General features: G+C 72.0%; 17 protein-coding genes. 6 read left to right on the plus strand and 11 right to left on the minus strand.

Annotated elements, in window-relative coordinates; translation table 11 throughout:
- Positions 1-39: 39 nt before the first annotated feature.
- The 5 genes from AB5J50_RS14845 to AB5J50_RS14865 all read right to left on the minus strand — a co-directional run bounded on the left by AB5J50_RS14845 (position 40) and on the right by AB5J50_RS14865 (position 4767).
- The gene (locus AB5J50_RS14845) at positions 40-1119 is read right to left on the minus strand and encodes a phosphotransferase enzyme family protein (RefSeq protein ID WP_369258238.1); all 1080 of its coding nucleotides are present in this window, start codon (positions 1117-1119) and stop codon (positions 40-42) included.
- A complete protein-coding gene (locus AB5J50_RS14850; protein WP_369258240.1) occupies positions 1116-1886 on the minus strand; it encodes an ABC transporter ATP-binding protein in 771 nt (256 codons plus the stop codon). Before AB5J50_RS14850 ends, AB5J50_RS14845 begins: the two co-directional genes overlap by 4 nt.
- Positions 1883-2656: an ABC transporter permease gene (locus AB5J50_RS14855; protein ID WP_369258242.1), complete on the minus strand. Its 774-nt coding sequence runs from the start codon at positions 2654-2656 to the stop codon at positions 1883-1885. Before AB5J50_RS14855 ends, AB5J50_RS14850 begins: the two co-directional genes overlap by 4 nt.
- Positions 2653-3705, minus strand: coding sequence for an ABC transporter substrate-binding protein (locus tag AB5J50_RS14860; protein ID WP_369258244.1), 1053 nt, complete (start codon positions 3703-3705; stop codon positions 2653-2655). The genes AB5J50_RS14855 and AB5J50_RS14860 overlap by 4 nt, the downstream gene beginning before the upstream one ends.
- 126 nt (positions 3706-3831) lie before the next feature.
- Positions 3832-4767, minus strand: a complete 936-nt coding sequence (locus tag AB5J50_RS14865) for an ABC transporter substrate-binding protein (RefSeq protein WP_369258246.1) — start codon at positions 4765-4767, stop codon at positions 3832-3834.
- 412 nt (positions 4768-5179) lie between these two features.
- On the opposite strand from AB5J50_RS14865, the gene AB5J50_RS14870 reads away from it, so the two are divergent.
- The 3 genes from AB5J50_RS14870 (at position 5180) to AB5J50_RS14880 (ending at position 8076) form a co-directional block, all read left to right on the plus strand.
- Positions 5180-6088 (plus strand): sulfurtransferase, encoded by a 909-nt coding sequence (locus AB5J50_RS14870; RefSeq protein ID WP_369258248.1) that lies wholly within the window; start codon positions 5180-5182, stop codon positions 6086-6088.
- Positions 6089-6223: 135 nt separating this feature from the next.
- Positions 6224-7255 carry an ATP-binding cassette domain-containing protein gene (locus AB5J50_RS14875; RefSeq protein WP_327428219.1) on the plus strand — a complete coding sequence of 344 codons (1032 nt, stop codon included), beginning with the start codon at positions 6224-6226 and terminating at the stop codon, positions 7253-7255.
- Entirely contained in the window at positions 7252-8076 is an 825-nt protein-coding gene (locus AB5J50_RS14880; RefSeq protein WP_327428220.1) for an ABC transporter permease, read from the plus strand. Before AB5J50_RS14875 ends, AB5J50_RS14880 begins: the two co-directional genes overlap by 4 nt.
- 60 nt (positions 8077-8136) lie before the next feature.
- Here AB5J50_RS14880 and AB5J50_RS14885 read toward each other — a convergent pair whose 3' ends face one another.
- A complete protein-coding gene (locus tag AB5J50_RS14885) occupies positions 8137-11775 on the minus strand; it encodes a BTAD domain-containing putative transcriptional regulator (RefSeq protein WP_369258251.1) in 3639 nt (1212 codons plus the stop codon).
- Between the two features lie 14 nt (positions 11776-11789).
- Entirely contained in the window at positions 11790-12356 is a 567-nt protein-coding gene (locus AB5J50_RS14890) for a DUF6578 domain-containing protein (protein ID WP_369258253.1), read from the minus strand.
- Positions 12357-12470: 114 nt separating this feature from the next.
- Here AB5J50_RS14890 and AB5J50_RS14895 point away from each other — a divergent pair, with 114 nt between their 5' ends.
- A complete protein-coding gene (locus AB5J50_RS14895) occupies positions 12471-13271 on the plus strand; it encodes a site-2 protease family protein (RefSeq protein ID WP_369258255.1) in 801 nt (266 codons plus the stop codon).
- On the opposite strand, the gene AB5J50_RS14900 is transcribed toward AB5J50_RS14895, so the two are convergent.
- From AB5J50_RS14900 to AB5J50_RS14910, 3 genes are all read right to left on the minus strand, one after another.
- Positions 13261-13443, minus strand: a complete 183-nt coding sequence (locus AB5J50_RS14900) for a hypothetical protein (protein ID WP_369258257.1) — start codon at positions 13441-13443, stop codon at positions 13261-13263. The two genes, AB5J50_RS14895 and AB5J50_RS14900, sit on opposite strands and share 11 nt — an antisense overlap.
- 69 nt (positions 13444-13512) lie before the next feature.
- A complete protein-coding gene (gene npdG / locus AB5J50_RS14905; protein ID WP_369258259.1) occupies positions 13513-14232 on the minus strand; it encodes an NADPH-dependent F420 reductase in 720 nt (239 codons plus the stop codon).
- Between the two features lie 37 nt (positions 14233-14269).
- The gene (locus AB5J50_RS14910) at positions 14270-15343 is read right to left on the minus strand and encodes an exo-alpha-sialidase (protein WP_369258261.1); all 1074 of its coding nucleotides are present in this window, start codon (positions 15341-15343) and stop codon (positions 14270-14272) included.
- Positions 15344-15493: 150 nt separating this feature from the next.
- Between AB5J50_RS14910 and AB5J50_RS14915 the strand changes: the two genes are divergently transcribed.
- Together AB5J50_RS14915 and AB5J50_RS14920 are read left to right on the plus strand one after the other, a co-directional pair.
- Positions 15494-16114 (plus strand): hypothetical protein, encoded by a 621-nt coding sequence (locus AB5J50_RS14915; protein ID WP_369258263.1) that lies wholly within the window; start codon positions 15494-15496, stop codon positions 16112-16114.
- A 110-nt stretch (positions 16115-16224) separates the two neighbouring features.
- Positions 16225-17529 (plus strand): MFS transporter, encoded by a 1305-nt coding sequence (locus tag AB5J50_RS14920; protein WP_369258265.1) that lies wholly within the window; start codon positions 16225-16227, stop codon positions 17527-17529.
- A gap of 72 nt (positions 17530-17601) precedes the next feature.
- Here the strand turns inward: AB5J50_RS14920 and AB5J50_RS14925 are convergent, their stop codons facing one another.
- Positions 17602-17832 (minus strand): hypothetical protein, encoded by a 231-nt coding sequence (locus tag AB5J50_RS14925; RefSeq protein WP_369258267.1) that lies wholly within the window; start codon positions 17830-17832, stop codon positions 17602-17604.
- Between the last annotated feature and the right edge of the window lie 40 nt (positions 17833-17872).

Genomic DNA, 17872 nt, shown 5'->3' on the forward strand with positions numbered 1-17872 from the left:
GCCGCTCTCGCGGACCAAATTGCCCGCCGTGGGGGTTCCTCAATTGATGGTTGCGGTTCGTATTCGCTTCAACAGACATGTGCCGTCCTCCCCTGCGAACCACCGCGCATGCTCCACGAAGTACTCGTACGCCAGTGCCGTGTTCGTGGCGGACCGCGTCACCCCGTGGAAGTAGCCCATCTCGGAGAGCGCGAACTCGGCGTGGACGAGGGGCAGCAGCTCGGGCAGGGCGGCCGACTCGGCGGAGGTGAGCGGGCGTACGGAGGTGTAGCCGTCGAGGAGCGCGTCCACGTCCTCGAAGCGGACCGGGCGGGCCGGGTCGAGCCACTGCACGGTGTTGCGCTCGATGGCGGTGGCCAGGTCGTGGACGGCGGTCGTGCGGTCGCTGAGGCCGAAGTCCAGGACCGTGGAGACCTCGCCGGAGGCCGTGTCCCACAGCAGGTTCGAGGCGTGCCAGTCGTTGTGCGTCCACAGCGGGGCGAGGCGGCCGAGGTAGGGCAACAGGCGCTCGTAGAAAGGGAGATGAACCTCCCGCAGGTCCTGCCGCCAGGGTCTGCGCGCCAACGCGGCCGCGAGCGGCGGGCGCCCGGCCGCGTAGGACTCCAGTGCCGCCTCCGGGTCCACCGCCGCGAATACCGTGAAGGACGACACGAGGGGCTGCGGTCGGCGGCGCGGGGCGTCGAACCCCTCGGCGGCCAGGTGCAGTTGGGCGAGGGCGGCCCCGGCGGCCCGGGCGTGCCGTGCGGAGACGAAGGGCGACCAGGACAGCGCGTCCCGGTACAGGTCCGTGCCGGTTCCGGCGGTGTGGACCTCGTACACCCACTCCCCGCGCGCCTCGGCGGACAGCACCTCGACGACCGGTGCGCCCCGCTCGCGCAGATGGCGCAGGAAGGCGTGCTCCTCGGCCAGGCCTTCCAGGGTGCGTACGGTGCTGTGGTGCCGTTTCACGAAGAGGCGCCGTCCGTCGCGGTCGACGAGGGCGGCGGCGGAGAGCGGGCGGGGGCTGCGCCAGAGCACATGGGCGGGGCCGACGACGGCCTCGACCTCGGCCTCGGTGAGCGGCGGCCAGTCGGGGGCGACGGGGTCGGTGCCCATGCCGTGGGCGAGGAGGGTACTCATCCGGTCACCGCCTTCACCGCCGCTGCCGTCCGGCCGCTGAGCGCGTCCAGCAGGAGCCGTTCCGTCGCCGCGAACTCCGTTGCGGCGAGGGCGTCCAGGCCGCGGGGGCCGGAGCGGGGCACCTCGACGCGCTCGACGACGGTGGCCGGGCGGGGCGAGAGGACGTGCACGGTGTCGGCGAGCAGGACGGCCTCGCGGATGTCGTGGGTGACCAGGACGACGGTCCAGCGGTAGCGCTGCCACATGTCGGCGAGCCACAGCTGCATCTCGGTGCGGGTGAGCGAGTCGAGCGCGCCGAACGGTTCGTCGAGCAGCAGCACCGGCCGCTCCAGGACGACGGTGCGCAGCAGGGCGGCGCGCTGCCGCATACCGCCGCTGAGCTGGAAGGGGTAGGAGGACTGGAAGCCGTCGAGTCCGAAGGCCGCGAAGAGTTCGCCCGCCCTGCGCCGCGCCTCCTTCTTCCGTACGCCCTGCGCCTCAAGGCCCAGCGCCGTGTTGTCGAGCACCGTGCGCCAGGGGAAGAGGAGGTCCTTCTGCGGCATGTAGGCGACCTTGCCGGAGGCCACGGACGCCGGGGCGCCGTCGACGAGGATCTCGCCCGAGGTGGGCGTGTCCAGGCCGGAGATCAGATTGAACAGGGTGCTCTTGCCGCTGCCGCTCGGGCCGATGACGGCGGCGAACTCGCCGGGTTCCACGGTGAGTTCGAGGTCGCGCAGCACTTCGAGCGATCCGAACGTCTTCCCGGCGCCCCGTACGCGCAGACTCATGAGCGGCCCTCCTTCTCCAGTGCCCGCTCCCACGGCAGGACGAGCCGTTGCAGCAGATGGGTCGCCCCGAACAGGGCGATGCTCAGCAGGGCGGTCACCGCGACCGCCGCGAAGACGAGGTCCGTGCGGAACGCGCTCTTCTGCGCCTGCATATAGATGCCGAGGCCCTTCTCGGCGCCCGCGTACTCGGCGAACACGGCGCCCACGACGGCGTACGTGATGCTGACGCGCAGCCCGGTGAAGAAGTGGGGCAGCGCGCTGGGCACGCGGACGAGCCGGAAGGCGCGGATGCGGCCGGTGCCCAGGGAGCGCAGCAGCCGCATCGCGTCGCGGTCGGTGGCGGCGAAGCCCGCCGCGAGGTTCGCGGCGAGCGGGAAGAAGGTCGTCAGGGTCACGACCAGCATCTTCGGGAGCAGCCCGAAGCCGAACCAGATGATCAGCAGGGGTGCCACGGCCACGATCGGGATGGTCTGCGAGGCCACCAGGAGCGGGTACAGGCCCCGGCGGGCCGCGGCCGAGAAGTCCAGGACCACGGCCACCAGCCAGGCGGCGGCGAAGGAGAGCGCGAAGCCGAGCAGGGTCTCCTGGAGGGTGGGCAGGGTCTGGTCCCACAGGTCGGTACGGTTCGTCCAGCCCTCGGACAGGACGCGGCCGGGGCTGGGCAGCACCGTCGGGTCGACGCCGGCGGCGGTGACGTACGCCTGCCAGCCGCCGATGAGGACGGTCAGGACGAGGAGGGGCGGCCAGACGGCCCGCAGTACCGCTCTCACTTGGTGTCCTCGGCGTCCGGGAGATAGGCGTCGGTGAAGAACGTCGAGGCGTCGGGGGCCTTGGTGAGCTTCTTGCCGTTCTTGTCCACCAGCAGTCCGGACTTGTACTCGAAGTCGGCGAAGGCCTGCCACCGCTCGGCGCTCTGGGTGCCGATGCTGCCGTCGGCGGCGCGGTAGTACTCCTTGGCGAGCAGCCGCTCGCTCTCCTTGACCAGTTCGGTGTTGGTGAGCGTGCTCTTGTTGGCCGCGATCAGCAGGCCGGCGGCCTGGTCCGGGTGGTCGGCGGCGTACTCGTAGCCCTTGTCGACGACGGCGAGGAACTTCTTCGCGATCTCGGGGTTCTGCTTCAGGTACTGCCCGGAGGAGGCGACCAGCGTCGAGTAGATGGCCGGGAAGCCGTAGTCGGCGAGCGGGAAGTCCTTGAGCGGCTTGCCCGTGAGCTTGGCCTCCAGGCCCTCCCAGGTCGGCATCGGCATCGCGAAGTCGGCCTTGCCCGCGTAAAGGGCCGCGTACGCCGAGGTGTTGAGCGTGATCTGCTTGAAGTCGCCCTTGCCGCCGTCCTCCTGGATGACCTTCTGGAGCAGCGCCTTCTCGTAGGGGGCGCCGAACCCGGCGTACGTCTTGCCGTCGAGGTCCTTGGGGGAGGTGATGTCGTCGCGGTCGGCGCGCACGGAGACGGTGACGTTCGTCTTCTGCGTGACGGCGTAGACGGAGGTGATGTCCTGCCCGGCGGCGCGGGCGGTCGTCACGCCCTCCTGGTACGAGATCCCGAAGTCCGCTTTGTGGTTCGCGACCAGCGTCTCGGGTGCGGTCGAGCCGTACGGCACGATCTTCAGGTCGATCCCGGCGTCCTTGAACCAGCCCTTCTGCTGGGCGACGTAGATGCCGGTGTGGTTGGTGTTGGGCGTCCAGTCCAGGGCGAGGGTGACCTGGGTGGTGCCGTTCTTCGACGCGGCGGAGGTGGAGTCCTGGGAGGCGCAGCCGGTCGCGGTCGCGGTGAGGGCGGCGGCGGTGGCTATGGAGAGCAGGGCGGTCGTACGGGTTCTCATGGGGATCCTCGGAGGGGGCGCGGCGCTTGTCAGGGCGTGGTGGTTGTCCTCACGCCCGACACAGCGCGCTGCTGACCCGCATGAGGTCGACCGCCATACGCTTCGTCAGATCCCTTGCCTGGCAGATCACTTGGCGCCCACTGCCGGTGAGGTTTCGAGCAGGTCGTTCGTGTACGAGGACTCCCAGTCGCGGGCGTGCGCGATGGCGCCGTGCCGGGCGAGCCAGTGGGCGTACGGGCCCGTCCGGGTCTCGTCGATCACGCCCCAGCGGCCGTCGGCGTCGGTCCAGGTCGGGGCGACCAGGGCGAGCGAGCGGGCGATCAGGGGGCGGGAGAAGTAGGGGATCACGCGCTCCAACAGGGCGCGGGTGGAGGCCTGTTCGGCTGCGGCGGCCGCGTAGCCGCGGGCGGTGGCGGCCAGGAAGGCGCGCACCACGTCGGGCCGGGCGGCGGCGAAGGCCTCGCTCGTGCCGAGGAGGTAGCTGTGATAGCCGGGGGCGCCGATCTCGTCGACCGGCCAGGTCAGCCGCTGCTCCTCGGGGAGGTCGCCCCGGAGGGCGTCCCAGGACCAGTAGTTGCCGAAGGTGGCGTCGGCCTCGCCGGCGGCGATGTCGTCGACGGTGAGTTCGCGGTAGCCCGCGTCGACGGTGATCACCGCGTCCGGGTCGCCGCCGTCCGCCGCCACGAGATGGCGGACCATGGCGCGGCCCCGGGGGGTGGGGTTGTAGGCGAGGCGGCGGCCCGCCAGGTCGCGGGGGCGGGTGATACCCGTGGATCGGGCGGTCTGGATGGCCTCCAGGGCACGGTGGTTGACGGCGGCGACGGCCAGCAGCGGCTGGGCGTCGGCGGCGCGCCGGGCCAGCAGGCGGTTGGGCGGGAAGAGGCCGAGGTCCACCTCGCCGCGGGCCAGGTACTCCAGGGTGTCGCCGCGTCCCGGATCCTGGACGGCGAGTTCCACGTCGAGCCCCGCCTCGCGGTACCAGCCGCGGTCCCGGGCGACGTACAGACCGGCCGAATTCGGCCATGGGTGGAAATAGTCGAGCATGACTCGGACGTGCGACATGAAGGTACTCCGCATACGGCACTCAGGCGTGCGGGCCTGGTGAGGAGAGACAGGGAGGAGAGAGGGGGACCGTTCCGGTCAACAACAGGAGCGGGCCGCCGCGGCGTTCGCCGGGGGACACTGCTGCTCGACTGCTGCGGACATGCGGTACTCCTACGCGGGCAGCCCACAGGGGGCTCAAGTGATGCGGTCGGCGTTCCCATGGGGACCGTTCGGCACATGCCGACACCGGTCCCAGACGCCCTCTCAGCCCAACCGGGTAGGGGCTCCCGCGTAGATGGCCGAAACCATAACCCCGGGCAGCCGATCCTGTGCAAGTGGCGCCCGACATGTGGGACGTCTCTGACCGATATGCGAGACGTGCCAGCTCAGGCACGCCGCCCGTACAGGGCTCCGGGTTAGCATCCCGGCCATGAACGACGCCCTGCTCCCCGGCCCCCTGGTCGACGACGCGTGGCTCGCGGCCCGCCTCGACGATCCCCGGCTGGTCGTCCTCGACGCCACCGCGCTGCTTCCGTCACCCCGCCACGACGGCGACCACCGCTCCGGCAGCGGCCACGACCGGTGGGCCGAACGGCACATCCCGGGCTCCCGCCACGCGGACCTCACGGGCGACCTCTCGGACCACGCGGCGCCGTACCACTTCGCGGTCCCGGCCCCCGAGGCGCTGGCCGCCGCGCTCCGGCGCCTCGGCGTGCACGACGGCACCGAGGTCGTCGCCTACGACAGCGGCGGCGGCATCTGGGCGGCCCGGCTGTGGTGGATGCTGCGGTCGATCTCCGTACGGGCGGCGGTACTTGACGGAGGTCTTGAGGCCTGGGAGGCAGCCGGGCGGCCGGTTGCCACCGGAGAGACAGAGCCTGCTCCAGAGGTTCCAGGGGTTCCGGAGGCTCCCATGGTGAACACCCTCACCCCGGTCCCCCTCCCCCACGCCTGGGCCACCCTCGCCGAGGTGGACGCCGTCCGGCGCGGTGAGCGGCCCGGCACCCTCGTGTGCGCGCTGCCCACCCCCGGGTTCGACGGAAGCGCGCCCACCCGATACTCGCGGCGCGGGCACATCCCGGGCAGTCGCAGCCTCCCCGGGCGGGGGCTGCTCGACGACGCCGGGCGGTTCCTGCCGCGCGACGAGCTGGCCGCCCGGGTGGGCGCCGTGCTCGACGAGAGCGCCTCGCCGGTCGTCCTGTACTGCGGCGGCGGGATCTCCGCCGCCGGTGCCGCTCTCGCGCTCACGCTGCTGGGCCGCGCGGACATCACGCTGTACGACGGCTCCCTGGAGGAGTGGTCGGCCGACCCGGAGCTGCCGCTCGTGCAGCAGGGCTGACCTGCGAGAATGCCGGGCCGCCGATGACGCACGGGCGGATGTCGGCGAGCTGTCGGCAGCCCCTGTCGGTGCGATGTCGGCGGCTGTAGGCGGTCTGTCGGTGGTTTGTCGGTGGCGGCTGGCACCTTGTTGGTCATGACGCGAATCGACAACAAGTCCCGACACGAGGGCGCCGGCCGCAGCGCCGTCACCGTACGGGGGCTGGTCAAGCACTACGGCGAGACCAAGGCGCTGGACGGCGTGGACCTGGACGTGCACGAAGGCACCGTCCGTGGCGTGCTGGGTCCCAACGGCGCCGGCAAGACCACCCTCGTCCGTGTCCTGTCCACCCTCATCACCCCGGACTCCGGCCACGCGACGGTCGCCGGCTACGACGTGCTGAAGCAGCCCCGGCAGCTGCGCCGGGTGATAGGCCTCACCGGCCAGTACGCCTCGGTCGACGAGAAGCTCCCGGGCTGGGAGAACCTCTACATGATCGGGCGGCTGCTCGACCTGTCCCGCAAGGACGCCCGCAGGCGTGCCGACGAGCTCCTGGAGCGCTTCTCGCTCACCGAGGCGGCCAAGCGCCCGGCGTCGACGTACTCCGGTGGTATGCGCCGTCGGCTCGACCTCGCCGCGTCGATGATCGGCAACCCGAGCGTCCTGTATCTGGACGAGCCGACGACGGGCCTCGACCCGCGCACCCGCAACGAGGTGTGGCACGAGGTCAAGCGCATGGTCGCCGACGGCGCCACCGTGCTGCTCACCACCCAGTACATGGAGGAGGCCGAGCAGCTGGCCTCCGAGCTGACGGTCATCGACCACGGCAAGGTCATCGCGAGCGGCCGGATCGACGAGCTGAAGGCGCGGGTCGGCGGCCGTACGCTGCGCGTCCGCCCGCTGGACCCGCTGGAGCTGCGCCCGCTGGCCGCCATGCTCGACGAGCTGGGCCTCACCGGTCTCGCCACGACGGCCGTGGACACCGAGACCGGCAGCGTGCTGGTCCCGGTTCTCAGCGACGAACAGCTGACCGCCGTGGTCGGCGCGGTCACCGCGCGCGGGATCACGATCGCCTCCATCAACACCGAACTGCCCAGTCTGGACGAGGTGTTCCTGTCCCTCACCGGCCACATGGCCACCGCACCGCAGGACTCCCCCGCCCGCGCCTACGAGGAGGTCTCCGCATGAGCACCGCCGTTGTCGAAGCCCCCCTCGCCGCGAAGGGCGACACCCGTATCTCGCCCCGCGCGCACGCGCGCCACGTCGGCGCCCTCGTCCGCCGCAATCTGCTGTGGATCCGCCAGGACCCGGAGTCGATGTTCGACGCCGTCCTGATGCCGGTGATCTTCACCCTGCTGTTCGTGTACGTCTTCGGCGGCTCCATCGGGCAGTCGCTGGGCGGCGGCCAGGAGGCGTATGTGCAGTACGTGGTGCCCGGTCTCATGGCGATGACGACCATGAACATGGCGACAGCCGTCGGCACCGGCTTCAACGAGGACTTCCACAAGGGGGTGATGGACCGCTTCCGCACCCTGCCGATCGGCCAGGGCTCCGTGCTCTTCGCCAAGATCGTGGTGGAGCTGATGCGGATGCTCGTCGCCACGACGATCCTCGTGATCGTGGGCGTACTGGTGGGCTTCGACATCACCAACTGGCCGGGCCTGTTCGCCTCCGTGGGGCTCGCCACCCTCTTCGCCTCGGCCCTGATGTGGATCTTCCTGGTCCTCGGTGTGACGATGAAGAACGCCCAGTCCGTGCAGGCGATGGGCTTCCTGGTGCTGTTCCCGCTGCAGTTCGGTTCGTCGATCTTCTCGCCGACCGGGACCATGCCCGGCTGGCTGCAGACCTTCACCGACTACAACCCGCTCTCCTCGCTCGCGGACACCGCGCGCGGCCTGATGGTGGGTGGCCCGGTCGCGCACGACCTGTGGGTGACGCTCGCCTGGACGGCGGCGCTCACGGCCGTGATGGCGCCGATCGCGATCCACAAGTTCCGCACCAAGAGCTGACGTTCGGCGACCAGCCCATGGGAACCCATGGTCATCGCCATGCCCCCGGTCCGCGTCAGATCAGATGAGGGCGGCGGCCTCCTCCTCGGAGAGCCCGTCGCCCTCGGCGTACGCGGCCTCGTACGTCGCCTCGTCGAGTACGGCCCGCACGCCCGCCTCGGCCTGCCGGCGCACCTCGGCCTCCATCGCGCCCGCGAAGTGGCCCGGCGGCAGCAAGCGGTCGGCGGCGCCGAGGAGCCGGGCCGCGTCACGGGCGCGGCGGCCGCCGTCCAGGCTGGTCAGCGCGATGGCCGCGACGGTCAGATGCGCGGAGGTCATGTGCGGCGCGATCATCCGTGCCAGCGGGTCCATGGAGCGGGCCATCGCCTTCCGCGCCTTGTCCAGGGCGCTCGCGTACTGCCCTTCGACCGCGTCCAGCCAGCCTTCCACGCCGATCATGAAGCCGTCGAAGACCATGAAGGAGCTCGCCGCGAAGTCCTGGCGCAGCAGCCGCATCTGCTCGCGCGCCTCCGGGACCCGGCCGCTGCGGCCGAGCCACGTCGCGAGGAAGAGCCGGGCCGCGGGCATGGCCTCGTTGAGGGCTCCGTGGCCCTCCGCCAGTACCTCGCGCAGCAGCCGCTCGCCCCGCTCGGTCTCCCCCAACTCGATGTACATGCTGCCGAGCCGGCAGTTGAGCACCGCCATCTGGGCGCGGGCACCCAGCCGTTCGGCATACGTCCCCGCCTCCGCGTAGTCCGCGGCGGCGGCCCCGAAGTCACCCTTGCGCTCATGGGCCTCGCCGCGCGCGGAGAGCGCCTCGGCGGCGCCCCAGGCGTCGCCGATCCGGGCGAAGAGCTCCAGCGCCTCGTCGGCGTCATGGGTCGCGTCGCCCGCCATGTCGGCCCGGTTGGCGCGGACGTTGGCGCGCATCTGGAGGACGACGGCCAGTTCCCATGCGAGGCCGAGCTCACGGCAGGCGGCGACCGTCTCGTCGATGACGGTGCGCACCTGGTCCATGTCACCGGTGAGCACGACGGCGTAGAACCAGAGGATGCCGGGGTTGCGGCAGGTCTGCGGGAGGCCGGGCTCGTAGGTCTCTCTGATGGCGCGCAGCTTGTCCTTGGCCTGCGGGGTCTGCCAGGCGTCGATGTCCATGTCCATGCAGGCGAGATGGACGAGGTGCACCCCGCGCCGGGCCTCTTCGAGGACCTCCGGGCGCATCGGCGGCGGTGCGGCCGTGCAGCTCTCGTACAGCGGGGCGGCCGGGCGCAAGGGCGGTGCGAAGGGGTCGGGGCCGAGGGCCATGACCTCGCGGGACCAGGTGCGGACGTCGAGGCGCTGGTCGCGGATCTGCCAGTACCAGGCCAGCGAGAGGACGAGGCAGATCGCCTCCTGCTCGTCGCGCTCGTCGACGGCGTGCCGCAGGGCGGTGCGCAGATTCTCGTACTCGCGTTCGAGGAGCGCGATCGCGGCGCCCTGCCCGGGGCCGCGCAGGGCGAGGTCGGTGGTGCGGGCGAGTTCGCGGTAGTACGTGAGATGAGCGCGCTCGGCGGCGGCGCGGTCACCGGACTCGTCGAGGCGCTCGCCGGCGTACTCGGAGACGGTCTCCAGGAGCCGGTAGCGCATGTCGCCCTCGCCCGAAGGCGCCGCCACGACAAGGGACTTGTCGACGAGCGAGCCGAGCACTCCCAGCGCGTCGGGCCCGCAGACCGCCTCGGCCGCGGCGAGGTCACAGCCGCCCGCGAAGACGGACAGCCGCCGCAGCGCGTCCCGTTCGCCCTCGTCGAGCAGGTCCCAGGACCAGTCGACGACGGCGCGCAGGGTCTGCTGCCGCGGCAGGACGGTGCGACTGCCGGAGGTCAGCAGACGGAACCGGTCGTCGAGCCGGTCGGCGATCTGCCGTGGGGTCAGCATCCGCAGCCGGGCCGCGGCGAGTTCGATAGCGAGCGGCAGACCGTCGAGCCGCCGGCAGATCTCGGCCGCCGCCGCCGCGGTCTCGGCGTCGGCGTCGAGCCGGAAGTCCGGCCGGGCCGCGGCCCCGCGGTCGGCGAGCAGCCGCAGCGCGACGGGTTCCGGCAGCGGCTCCACGGGCCGCAGCAACTCCCCCGGTACGCCGAGGGGTTCACGGCTGGTGGCCAGTACCGTCAGCCCCGGGCACCGCGCCAGCAACTCCTCGACGAGGCGGGCGGCGGCGTCCACGACATGCTCGCAGTTGTCGAGGACGATCAGCATGCGCCGCTTGGCACAGTGCTCGGCGAGCCGGGTGAGCGCGTCGTCGTGCCGGTCGGCGGCGGCCCGCATCTCCTCGGCGCCGGCACCGCGCAGCACGGTCTCCCGCGCGCCGACAGCGGTGAGCACCGCCTCGGGCACCGCCTTCGGATCGTCCACCGGCGCGAGCTCGGCCAGCCACACCCCGTCCCGCGCCGCATACGCCACGGCCTCCGCCGCCTCCTGCGACAGCCTCGTCTTCCCGGCCCCACCGGGCCCGAGCAGCGTCACGAGCCGGGCCGCCGCGAGATCGCCCCGGATGGCCTCGATGTCGGCTTCACGGCCGACGAAGGAGGTGAGGCGGGCGCGGAGGTTGCCTGGGGGTGGGGGTGTGAGTGCGGGTGCCGGTGTGGGGCGGGTGCGGGAGAGGGCGGCGGAGCCGAGGGCGGGAGCGGCGCCGTCCGCGGCGGAAGTGGGGACGGCGGAGATACGGGCGCCTGCGGCGGGAGCGGGGGCGCCGGGCTGCGCGACGGCGTGACCATCGGCTCCGTCCCGGCCGACCGCTCGGGCCGCGGCACCACCTGCGGGAGACGCGGCGGCTCCTCGCACGGGAGACGGGTCGCCCGACCCGGCGACGAGCGCTCCGGACCCGGCGGACTCAGCGGTCCGTGCACCGGAACCGTCCGGACCCGAGCGGTGGGCAGCGGTGTTCCCGGCGCCCGTGCCGTCGTACGGCTCTCGGCCGTGCCCCGCGACCGGGGACCCACCGGTCGGGGATCCGTCGGCCGGGGTCAGCAACTCTCTGTGCAGGGAGCGGAGTTCGGGACCGGGGTTCGAGCCCAGGCGGTCGGCCAGGAGCTCGCGTACGGACTCATAGGCGGCGAGGGCCTCGGCGGGGCGGCCGGCGGCACGGAGGGCGCGGAGGCGGAGGGCGTGGAGGGGCTCGTCCAGGGGGTGGAGGTCGCACAGGGCGGTGAGCTCGGGCAGGGTCTGTTCGGCGTGGCCGAGGGCCAGGGCCGCGGTGAGGCGGGCGCGGCGGACATCGAGGCGACGCGTCTCCCAGCGGGCCGACTCGGCGGTGCGGTCCGGGAGGTCGGCGAGGGCCGGGCCGTGCCACAGGGTGAGGGCGTCGTCGAGGACCGCTGCCGCCTTCGCGGGGTCGCCGTCGGCGAGCGCACGGGTGCCCTCCCCCGCCAGCCGCTCGAAACGGTGCAGGTCGATGTCGTCGGCGACCGCGGCGAGCCGGTATCCGCCGTCCACCGACTCCACCGCGTCCGGCCCGATCGCCCTGCGCAGCCGCCCGACCAGCGCCTGCAGCGCGCCGGGCGCGTCGGCGGGCGGGTCGCCGTCCCACACCTCGTCGACCAGGACGGCCGCGGGGACGGTCCGTCCGGGCCGCAGCGCGAGCACGGTCAGCAGGGCACGCAGCCGCGCCCCGCCGATCGGGACGGGCGTGCCGTCGGGGCGGAGTGCCTGGGTGGTGCCGAGAATGCGGTAGCGCACGGGGTCCATTGTCTCTGGTGGCTTCAGGTGCGGGGGTCCGGTAGGTGGAGCTCGACCAGGACACCGGCATGACTGCGGTGGCGGCGCGCCCCCGTCTCCGTACGGATCTCGTCGTAGTCGCGGCCGAACCGCGCCGGACTGCGGGTGACGGGTTCCAGGAAGCGGTCACGACGGTCGGCGAAGTAGGTGCGCGAATCCGGGCCCGTCTCGACGAATCCCTGGTGCACCAGGGCGATGGAGAGGACGCGGCCCGTGGTCTCCGGCCACCGGCCATGGTGCCGTTCGACGGTGAGCAGGCCGACCCGGTGGCCCCACTCCCCGGGGTCCGGCAGCGCGGACGTGTCGACCGGGTTGCAGTGCAGCGCGGCGACGAGTCCGTCGTCCGCCCGCAGCACCTGGATCATGCCGTCCCCGTCGCGCACCCGCTCCACCGGCGCGGCGATCTTGCTGAGCTGCTCGGACCACCCGCCGTCGAGGATGTCCTCCTCGTACTCCAGGGCCAGGGGCCAGGTCACGTCGTCCCCCACCGAGAAGAGGGTGCCGCAGCACTCGATCTCCACGTTGTCGCACCACACCCACCATCGCCCCATCCCCCCACCCTCCCCGGAACCAATACCCGATGGCGAGACGTTTTCCGCGTGAGCCCGGTACGGTCGGGCAGGCCCGAGCACATGCGTATCAGTCCAGCCAGTCCAGGGAGCCCCATGACCACCGCCGCGTCTCGTCGCAGTGACCGGAGGATCAGTCCCGTCTTCGTCGGGATCGCTGCCGTCACGGCGGTGACCGGCTGGGCGACCTGGACCGGTTTCGCCGAGCAGCCCGGTGTGGCCGTGTTCCTCTTCGTCACGGCCGCGTGGATCGTCTCGCTCTGTCTGCACGAGTACGCGCACGCGCGCACCGCCCTGCACAGCGGCGACATCTCGATCGGGGCGAAGGGCTATCTGACCCTGAACCCGCTGAAGTACACGCACGCGCTGCTGAGCATCGTGCTGCCGGTGATCTTCGTGATCATGGGCGGGATCGGTCTGCCGGGCGGCGCGGTCTTCATCGAGCGGGGCAGGATCCAGGGGCGGTGGAAGCACAGCCTGATCTCGGCGGCGGGGCCGCTGACGAACGTGCTGTTCGCGGTGGTCTGCACGGCCCCGTTCTGGCTGCACGCGCTGGACGGAGTGCCGCGGGACTTCCGGTTCGCGCTGGCGTTCCTCGCGCTGCTCCAGGTCACGGCCGCGCTCCTGAACTTCCTGCCGGTGCCGGGCCTGGACGGCTACGGAGTGATCGAGCCATGGCTGTCGTACAACATCAAGCGCCAGGTGGAGCCGTTCGCGCCGTTCGGCCTGCTGTTCGTGTTCGCGCTGCTGTGGGTGCCGTCGATCAACAGCCAGTTCTTCGATGTGATCGACTCGATCCTCCGCAGCCTCGGCATCAGCGATGTCGACACGTACTGCGGCCAGGCGTTCTACCGCTTCTGGCAGGGCACCAACGAGTACTGCTCGATCAGTCAGTGACGGACTTGCGCTCCGCCCGCTCGCGGCGCAGGTAGTACCAGCTCATGTTGGACGACACCCCCACGACCAGCACCCACACGATCCCGATCCAGCTGCCCTGGAGGAAGGAGATGACCGCCGCGGCCGTGGCGAGCACGCACGCGAAGAGGGCGAGAAGGGAAAGGCGGGGCATGGGGTCGGCTCCTGTCGCGGGGACACTGCAAGCTTGCGCCGACCAGTGTCCCCCATCGACTCGACCGACTCACACGTCGGTGACGCGCAGCCCCGCGTGCGCCTTGTAGCGGCGGTTCACGGAGATCAGGTTCGCGACCAGCGACTCCACCTGGTGGGCGTTGCGCAGCCGGCCGGAGAAGACACCGCGCATGCCGGGGATGCGGCCGGCCAGCGCCTGCACGATCTCGACGTCGGCCCGCTCCTCGCCGAGGACCATGACGTCCGTGTCGATCTCGTCGATCTCCGGATCCTGGAGCAGAACCGCCGAGAGGTGGTGGAAGGCGGCCGTGACCCGCGAGTCCGGCAGCAAGGCGGCGGCCTGTTCGGCGGCGCTGCCCTCCTCGGGCTTCAGCGCGTACGCGCCCTGCTTGTCGAAGCCGAGCGGGTTGACGCAGTCGACGACGAGCTTGCCGGCCAGTTCCTCGCGCAGCGATTCGAGGGTCTTGCCGTGCCCCTCCCACGGCACGGCGACGATCACGATGTCACTGCGCCGCGCGCACTCGGCGTTGTCGGCGCCCTCGACGCCGAAGCCGAGCTCGTCGGCCGCGCTCTGCGCGCGGTCCGCGGCGCGCGAGCCGATGATCACCTTCTGGCCGGCCTTGGCGAGCCGGTAGGCGAGGCCCTTGCCCTGGGGGCCGGTGCCGCCGAGCACACCGACGACAAGCCCGGACACGTCGGGAAGGTCCCACGGGTCCTTGGCGGGGGCCTTCTGTGCACGGTCGGTAGAGGCACTGTCAGTAGAGGTCATGGGCCGACTTTACGTGCGCCGATCGCGGCTGTGGAGCTCAGGTGAGGGCGGTCACGGGGATACGACGGAAGGTGATCGTCTCGTACGCGCCGAAGTCGCCGGTCTCGTAGAGAAGGCCGACGGTCGTGGCGTCGACGCGTACGAGATCGGAGTACGCGGCGGGCAGCCCGTCCAGCGTGTACGCGGTGCGCCAGGTGGCGCCGGCGTCCGGGCTGGTGCGCACGGTCATCAGGGCGCGGAAGGCGGGGTCGGCGGGGCCCGAGTACAGGAGCAGGTCGGGGTCGCGGAGCTGGAGGAGGCTGCCCTGGACGACGGGGGTGACGAGCCCGGCCTGCGGGCGGAAGGGTTTGACCAGGCTCTTGCCGCCGTCGAGGGAGTGGGCGTCGGCGCGGTTGCCGGGGGAGGCCGAATCGTTGCGGGTGCTGAAGTAGACGCGCCCGTCCGGGAGTTCGGCCGCGGTCGTCTCGTTCACGTTGATGTAGCCGTTGGTGTTCTCGTCGAGGTAGCCGAGGTACCAGGTCTCGCCGCGGTCGTCGCTGAGCAGGCAGTGGCCGCTGTTGTACTTCGGCTCGGTGCCGTTGTCCGTCCCCGTGGGCGGGAGGGTGTGGTTGCCGGGGACGACGACCCGGCCGGTGGCCAGCTGGATGGCATGCCCGGGCGTGGTGGCGTACCACCGCCAACTCGCCTTCTTCACCTGCGCGGTGATCTCCTTCGGGCTCGACCAGGTGAGCCCGTCGTCGTCGCTGTGCTGCACCCAGACGCGGCGCCCGTCGGCCGCCTTCACCTTGCCGCGCAGGAGCGCGTCCTCGCTCGCGGTGGCCGCGGCGCGGACGTGGACGAGGAGGACGCGGCCGGTGTCGAGGACGACGGGGGCCGGGTTGCCCGCGAGGTTGTCGCCGTTCTTGGCGACGACCTGGAGCGGGCCCCAGGTGAGGCCGCCGTCCGACGACCGCTTCAGCACGATGTCGATGTTGCCGTGGTCCTGCGCGGAGCCGACCCTGCCCTCGCAGAACGCGAGCAGCGTGCCGGTGTGCGTGACGACGACGGCGGGGATCCGGAAGCTGGCGTAGCCTTCGCGGCCGGCGCGGAAGGGGGTGCTCGCTTCTGCCATGGGGGGCTCCTGGTGGTTGCTTCCGCTGGATTCCTGTGGATTCCGATGGATGGGGCGCGTGTGACCGGTGATCGATTCCTGTGCCCAGCTTGGGCGAATTCGTGGTGAACTCCGGGTCACGAGTGGCCGGTTGCGGCAGGATGCGTTCGCATGGATGCCGTACGGGTGGCGTTGCTGCGCGAAGTGCTCGCCGGGACCGAGTGGCTGGGGGCCACGCGGCGGTTCGCCGGGGTGCTGCGCGGGTCCGTGGTGTCGTACGGCGGCGGGTTGCTGCTGGTCGGTACGGAGGAGTACGAGCCGTGGCATCTCGCGGCGCATCTGGTGGACGAGGCGGCGTGGTCGGGGACGCCGGAGCTGTCGCCGACGTTGGTGCGGCACGGGGCGCGGGCGTCCGATCCGGCCCACTTGGCGGTGGGGCTCGGACGTATCGAGGCGGCCCGGCGTGGGGAAACGTTGCTTGTGGTGTCGCCCGGCTCGGCCGGGGCGGGGCTGTTGGAGCGGGTGCACGACGCCCGGCGGGCCGGGGCGACGGTGCTCGCGGTGTCCGCGTCGTCCGCGTTGTCCGCGGGGTGCGGTGAGTTGCCCGCGCTGGCCCATGAGTCGCTCGTCCTGCCGGCCGGTGCCGAGCTGGACCTCGATACCGTGCAGCATCTGGTGAGTGCGGCGGCCGGTGAGAACGCGGTGCCGCATCCGCGGGGGAAGCGGCGTCTACGGGACCGGCTGTCACGGCTCGCTGATCAGCTGACGGCGCCGCCGTCGGCGCGGTGGTAGTGGGCGGCGGATTCTTCCCGGCCACCTGCCTGCGGCGCACCCTCGAAAAGCAGGCGCACCCTCGAAAAGCAGTTGCCCTCGCCCACGGCTCGCCCTGACCATGGCCGGTCATGAGCTCCTCCTCCCGGCTCCGTTCGCTGCTGCCCGATCTGGCCCCCTGGCGGGCCTCCGCCGACTTTCGGCGGCTGTGGGTGGCCGGGCTGATCACCAACTTCGGGAGTTTTCTGACGTTCGTGGCGCTGCCGGTGCAGATGAAGGCGCTGACGGGGTCGGCGGTGGCGGTGGGAGCCATCGGGGCCGTGGAACTGGTGCCGCTGGTGGTGTTCGGGTTGTACGGCGGGGCGCTCGCCGACGCCCTGGACAAGCGGAAGCTGATCGTCTACACGGAGGCCGGGCAGGGGGTGTTGTGCGCGGGGCTGCTCGTCAACGCGCTGCTGCCGCACCCGGCGGTGTGGCCGTTGTACGCGGTCGCCGGGCTGTCCGCCGCGCTCGGCGCGGTCCAGCGGCCGGCTCTGGACTCGCTCACCCCGCGGATCGTGGCGCACGAGCACCTGCCGGCCGCCGCCTCGCTCAACTCGCTGCGCTGGACGGTGGGCGGCGTCGCGGGCCCGGCGCTCGCGGGCGTCGTCGTGGCGTACGCCGGGCTCGGCTGCGCGTACGCCGTGGACCTGGCGACTTTCGTCGTGTCGGTGGCGCTGGGCCTGGGCATCGCCGCGTCGCCCGCCGCGCACGAGGCCGCGAAGCCGTCGCTGCGGTCCATCGCGGAGGGCGCGCGGTACGCGTGGAGCCGCAAGGAGCTCCTCGGTACGTACGCGATCGACCTCGCGGCGATGTTCTTCGCGATGCCGCTCGCACTGCTGCCGTTCCTCGCGGACGAGCTCGACGCGGAGTGGTCGCTGGGGCTGATGTACGCGTCGGTCCCGGCCGGGGCGCTGCTCGTGAGCCTCACCAGCGGGTGGACCTCGCGCATCCACCGGCACGGGCGGATGGTCGCCCTGGCCGCGGCGTGCTGGGGGCTCGCGATGGCGGCCGCGGGGGCTGTGCACAACGTGTGGCTGGTGCTGCTGTTTCTCACCCTCGGCGGCTGCTGCGACATGGTGAGCGGGATCTTCCGGGGCGCCATCTGGGACCAGACGATCCCGGACGAGCTGCGGGGGCGGCTCGCCGGGATCGAGCTGCTGTCCTACTCCGTGGGGCCCACGCTCGGGCAGGTCCGTGCGGGCGGGATGGCGGCGTGGACGAGTGTGCGGACGTCGATCTGGTCAGGGGGGCTGATCTGCGTCGGTGCGGTGGGGGTCCTGGCCGCGTTTCTCCCGAAGCTGATGAGGTATGACGTGCGGACGAACGAGCACGCGGTGCGGATGCGCTCCGCTCGGGGGGATTTCCCGCCCGCACCACCCGTAACTGTCACCTGACAAGCACGGGTCTCCCGCGGGGAGTGGCCGCCATCGGCGACCGCGGGTCCGTACAAGACGTTTCCCGCCCGTTCAGTCGTCCTCCTGGCCCGGCGACGGCGCGTCATGCCACTTCGGGTCCGTCTCCCACTCCAGGTTCCGGTCCTGCGCGGTCTGCATCGCGCGTGTCGCCTCCTCGCGGGAGGCGTACGGGCCGAAGCGGTCCTTGCCCGGGCACTCGGGGCCCTCCTCGACCTTCTGGTGCTCCAGGCAGTAGTACCACTCGCCGGGCTTGCCGACGGTCCGCCTCTTGAAGAGGGCCATGAACGGCTCCTTTCGCCACGGACATGGTCCCCCATGCCCG

It is taken from the genome of Streptomyces sp. R35, assembly GCF_041053035.1.
GTDB classification, from domain to species: Bacteria; Actinomycetota; Actinomycetes; order Streptomycetales; family Streptomycetaceae; genus Streptomyces; species Streptomyces lutosisoli.

What these genes read in the sequence shown, in the direction of transcription:
- AB5J50_RS14845 (WP_369258238.1), bottom strand. Translation starts at nt 1,119, where the DNA reads ATGAGTACCCTCCTCGCCCACGGCATGGGCACCGACCCCGTCGCCCCC.
- AB5J50_RS14850 (WP_369258240.1), bottom strand. Translation starts at nt 1,886, where the DNA reads ATGAGTCTGCGCGTACGGGGCGCCGGGAAGACGTTCGGATCGCTCGAA.
- AB5J50_RS14860 (WP_369258244.1), bottom strand. Translation starts at nt 3,705, where the DNA reads ATGAGAACCCGTACGACCGCCCTGCTCTCCATAGCCACCGCCGCCGCC.
- AB5J50_RS14865 (WP_369258246.1), bottom strand. Translation starts at nt 4,767, where the DNA reads ATGTCGCACGTCCGAGTCATGCTCGACTATTTCCACCCATGGCCGAAT.
- AB5J50_RS14870 (WP_369258248.1), top strand. Translation starts at nt 5,180, where the DNA reads ATGAACGACGCCCTGCTCCCCGGCCCCCTGGTCGACGACGCGTGGCTC.
- AB5J50_RS14875 (WP_327428219.1), top strand. Translation starts at nt 6,224, where the DNA reads ATGACGCGAATCGACAACAAGTCCCGACACGAGGGCGCCGGCCGCAGC.
- AB5J50_RS14880 (WP_327428220.1), top strand. Translation starts at nt 7,252, where the DNA reads ATGAGCACCGCCGTTGTCGAAGCCCCCCTCGCCGCGAAGGGCGACACC.
- AB5J50_RS14885 (WP_369258251.1), bottom strand. Translation starts at nt 11,775, where the DNA reads ATGGACCCCGTGCGCTACCGCATTCTCGGCACCACCCAGGCACTCCGC.
- AB5J50_RS14890 (WP_369258253.1), bottom strand. Translation starts at nt 12,356, where the DNA reads ATGGGGCGATGGTGGGTGTGGTGCGACAACGTGGAGATCGAGTGCTGC.
- AB5J50_RS14895 (WP_369258255.1), top strand. Translation starts at nt 12,471, where the DNA reads ATGACCACCGCCGCGTCTCGTCGCAGTGACCGGAGGATCAGTCCCGTC.
- AB5J50_RS14900 (WP_369258257.1), bottom strand. Translation starts at nt 13,443, where the DNA reads ATGCCCCGCCTTTCCCTTCTCGCCCTCTTCGCGTGCGTGCTCGCCACG.
- npdG (WP_369258259.1), bottom strand. Translation starts at nt 14,232, where the DNA reads ATGACCTCTACTGACAGTGCCTCTACCGACCGTGCACAGAAGGCCCCC.
- AB5J50_RS14910 (WP_369258261.1), bottom strand. Translation starts at nt 15,343, where the DNA reads ATGGCAGAAGCGAGCACCCCCTTCCGCGCCGGCCGCGAAGGCTACGCC.
- AB5J50_RS14915 (WP_369258263.1), top strand. Translation starts at nt 15,494, where the DNA reads ATGGATGCCGTACGGGTGGCGTTGCTGCGCGAAGTGCTCGCCGGGACC.
- AB5J50_RS14920 (WP_369258265.1), top strand. Translation starts at nt 16,225, where the DNA reads ATGAGCTCCTCCTCCCGGCTCCGTTCGCTGCTGCCCGATCTGGCCCCC.
- AB5J50_RS14925 (WP_369258267.1), bottom strand. Translation starts at nt 17,832, where the DNA reads ATGGCCCTCTTCAAGAGGCGGACCGTCGGCAAGCCCGGCGAGTGGTAC.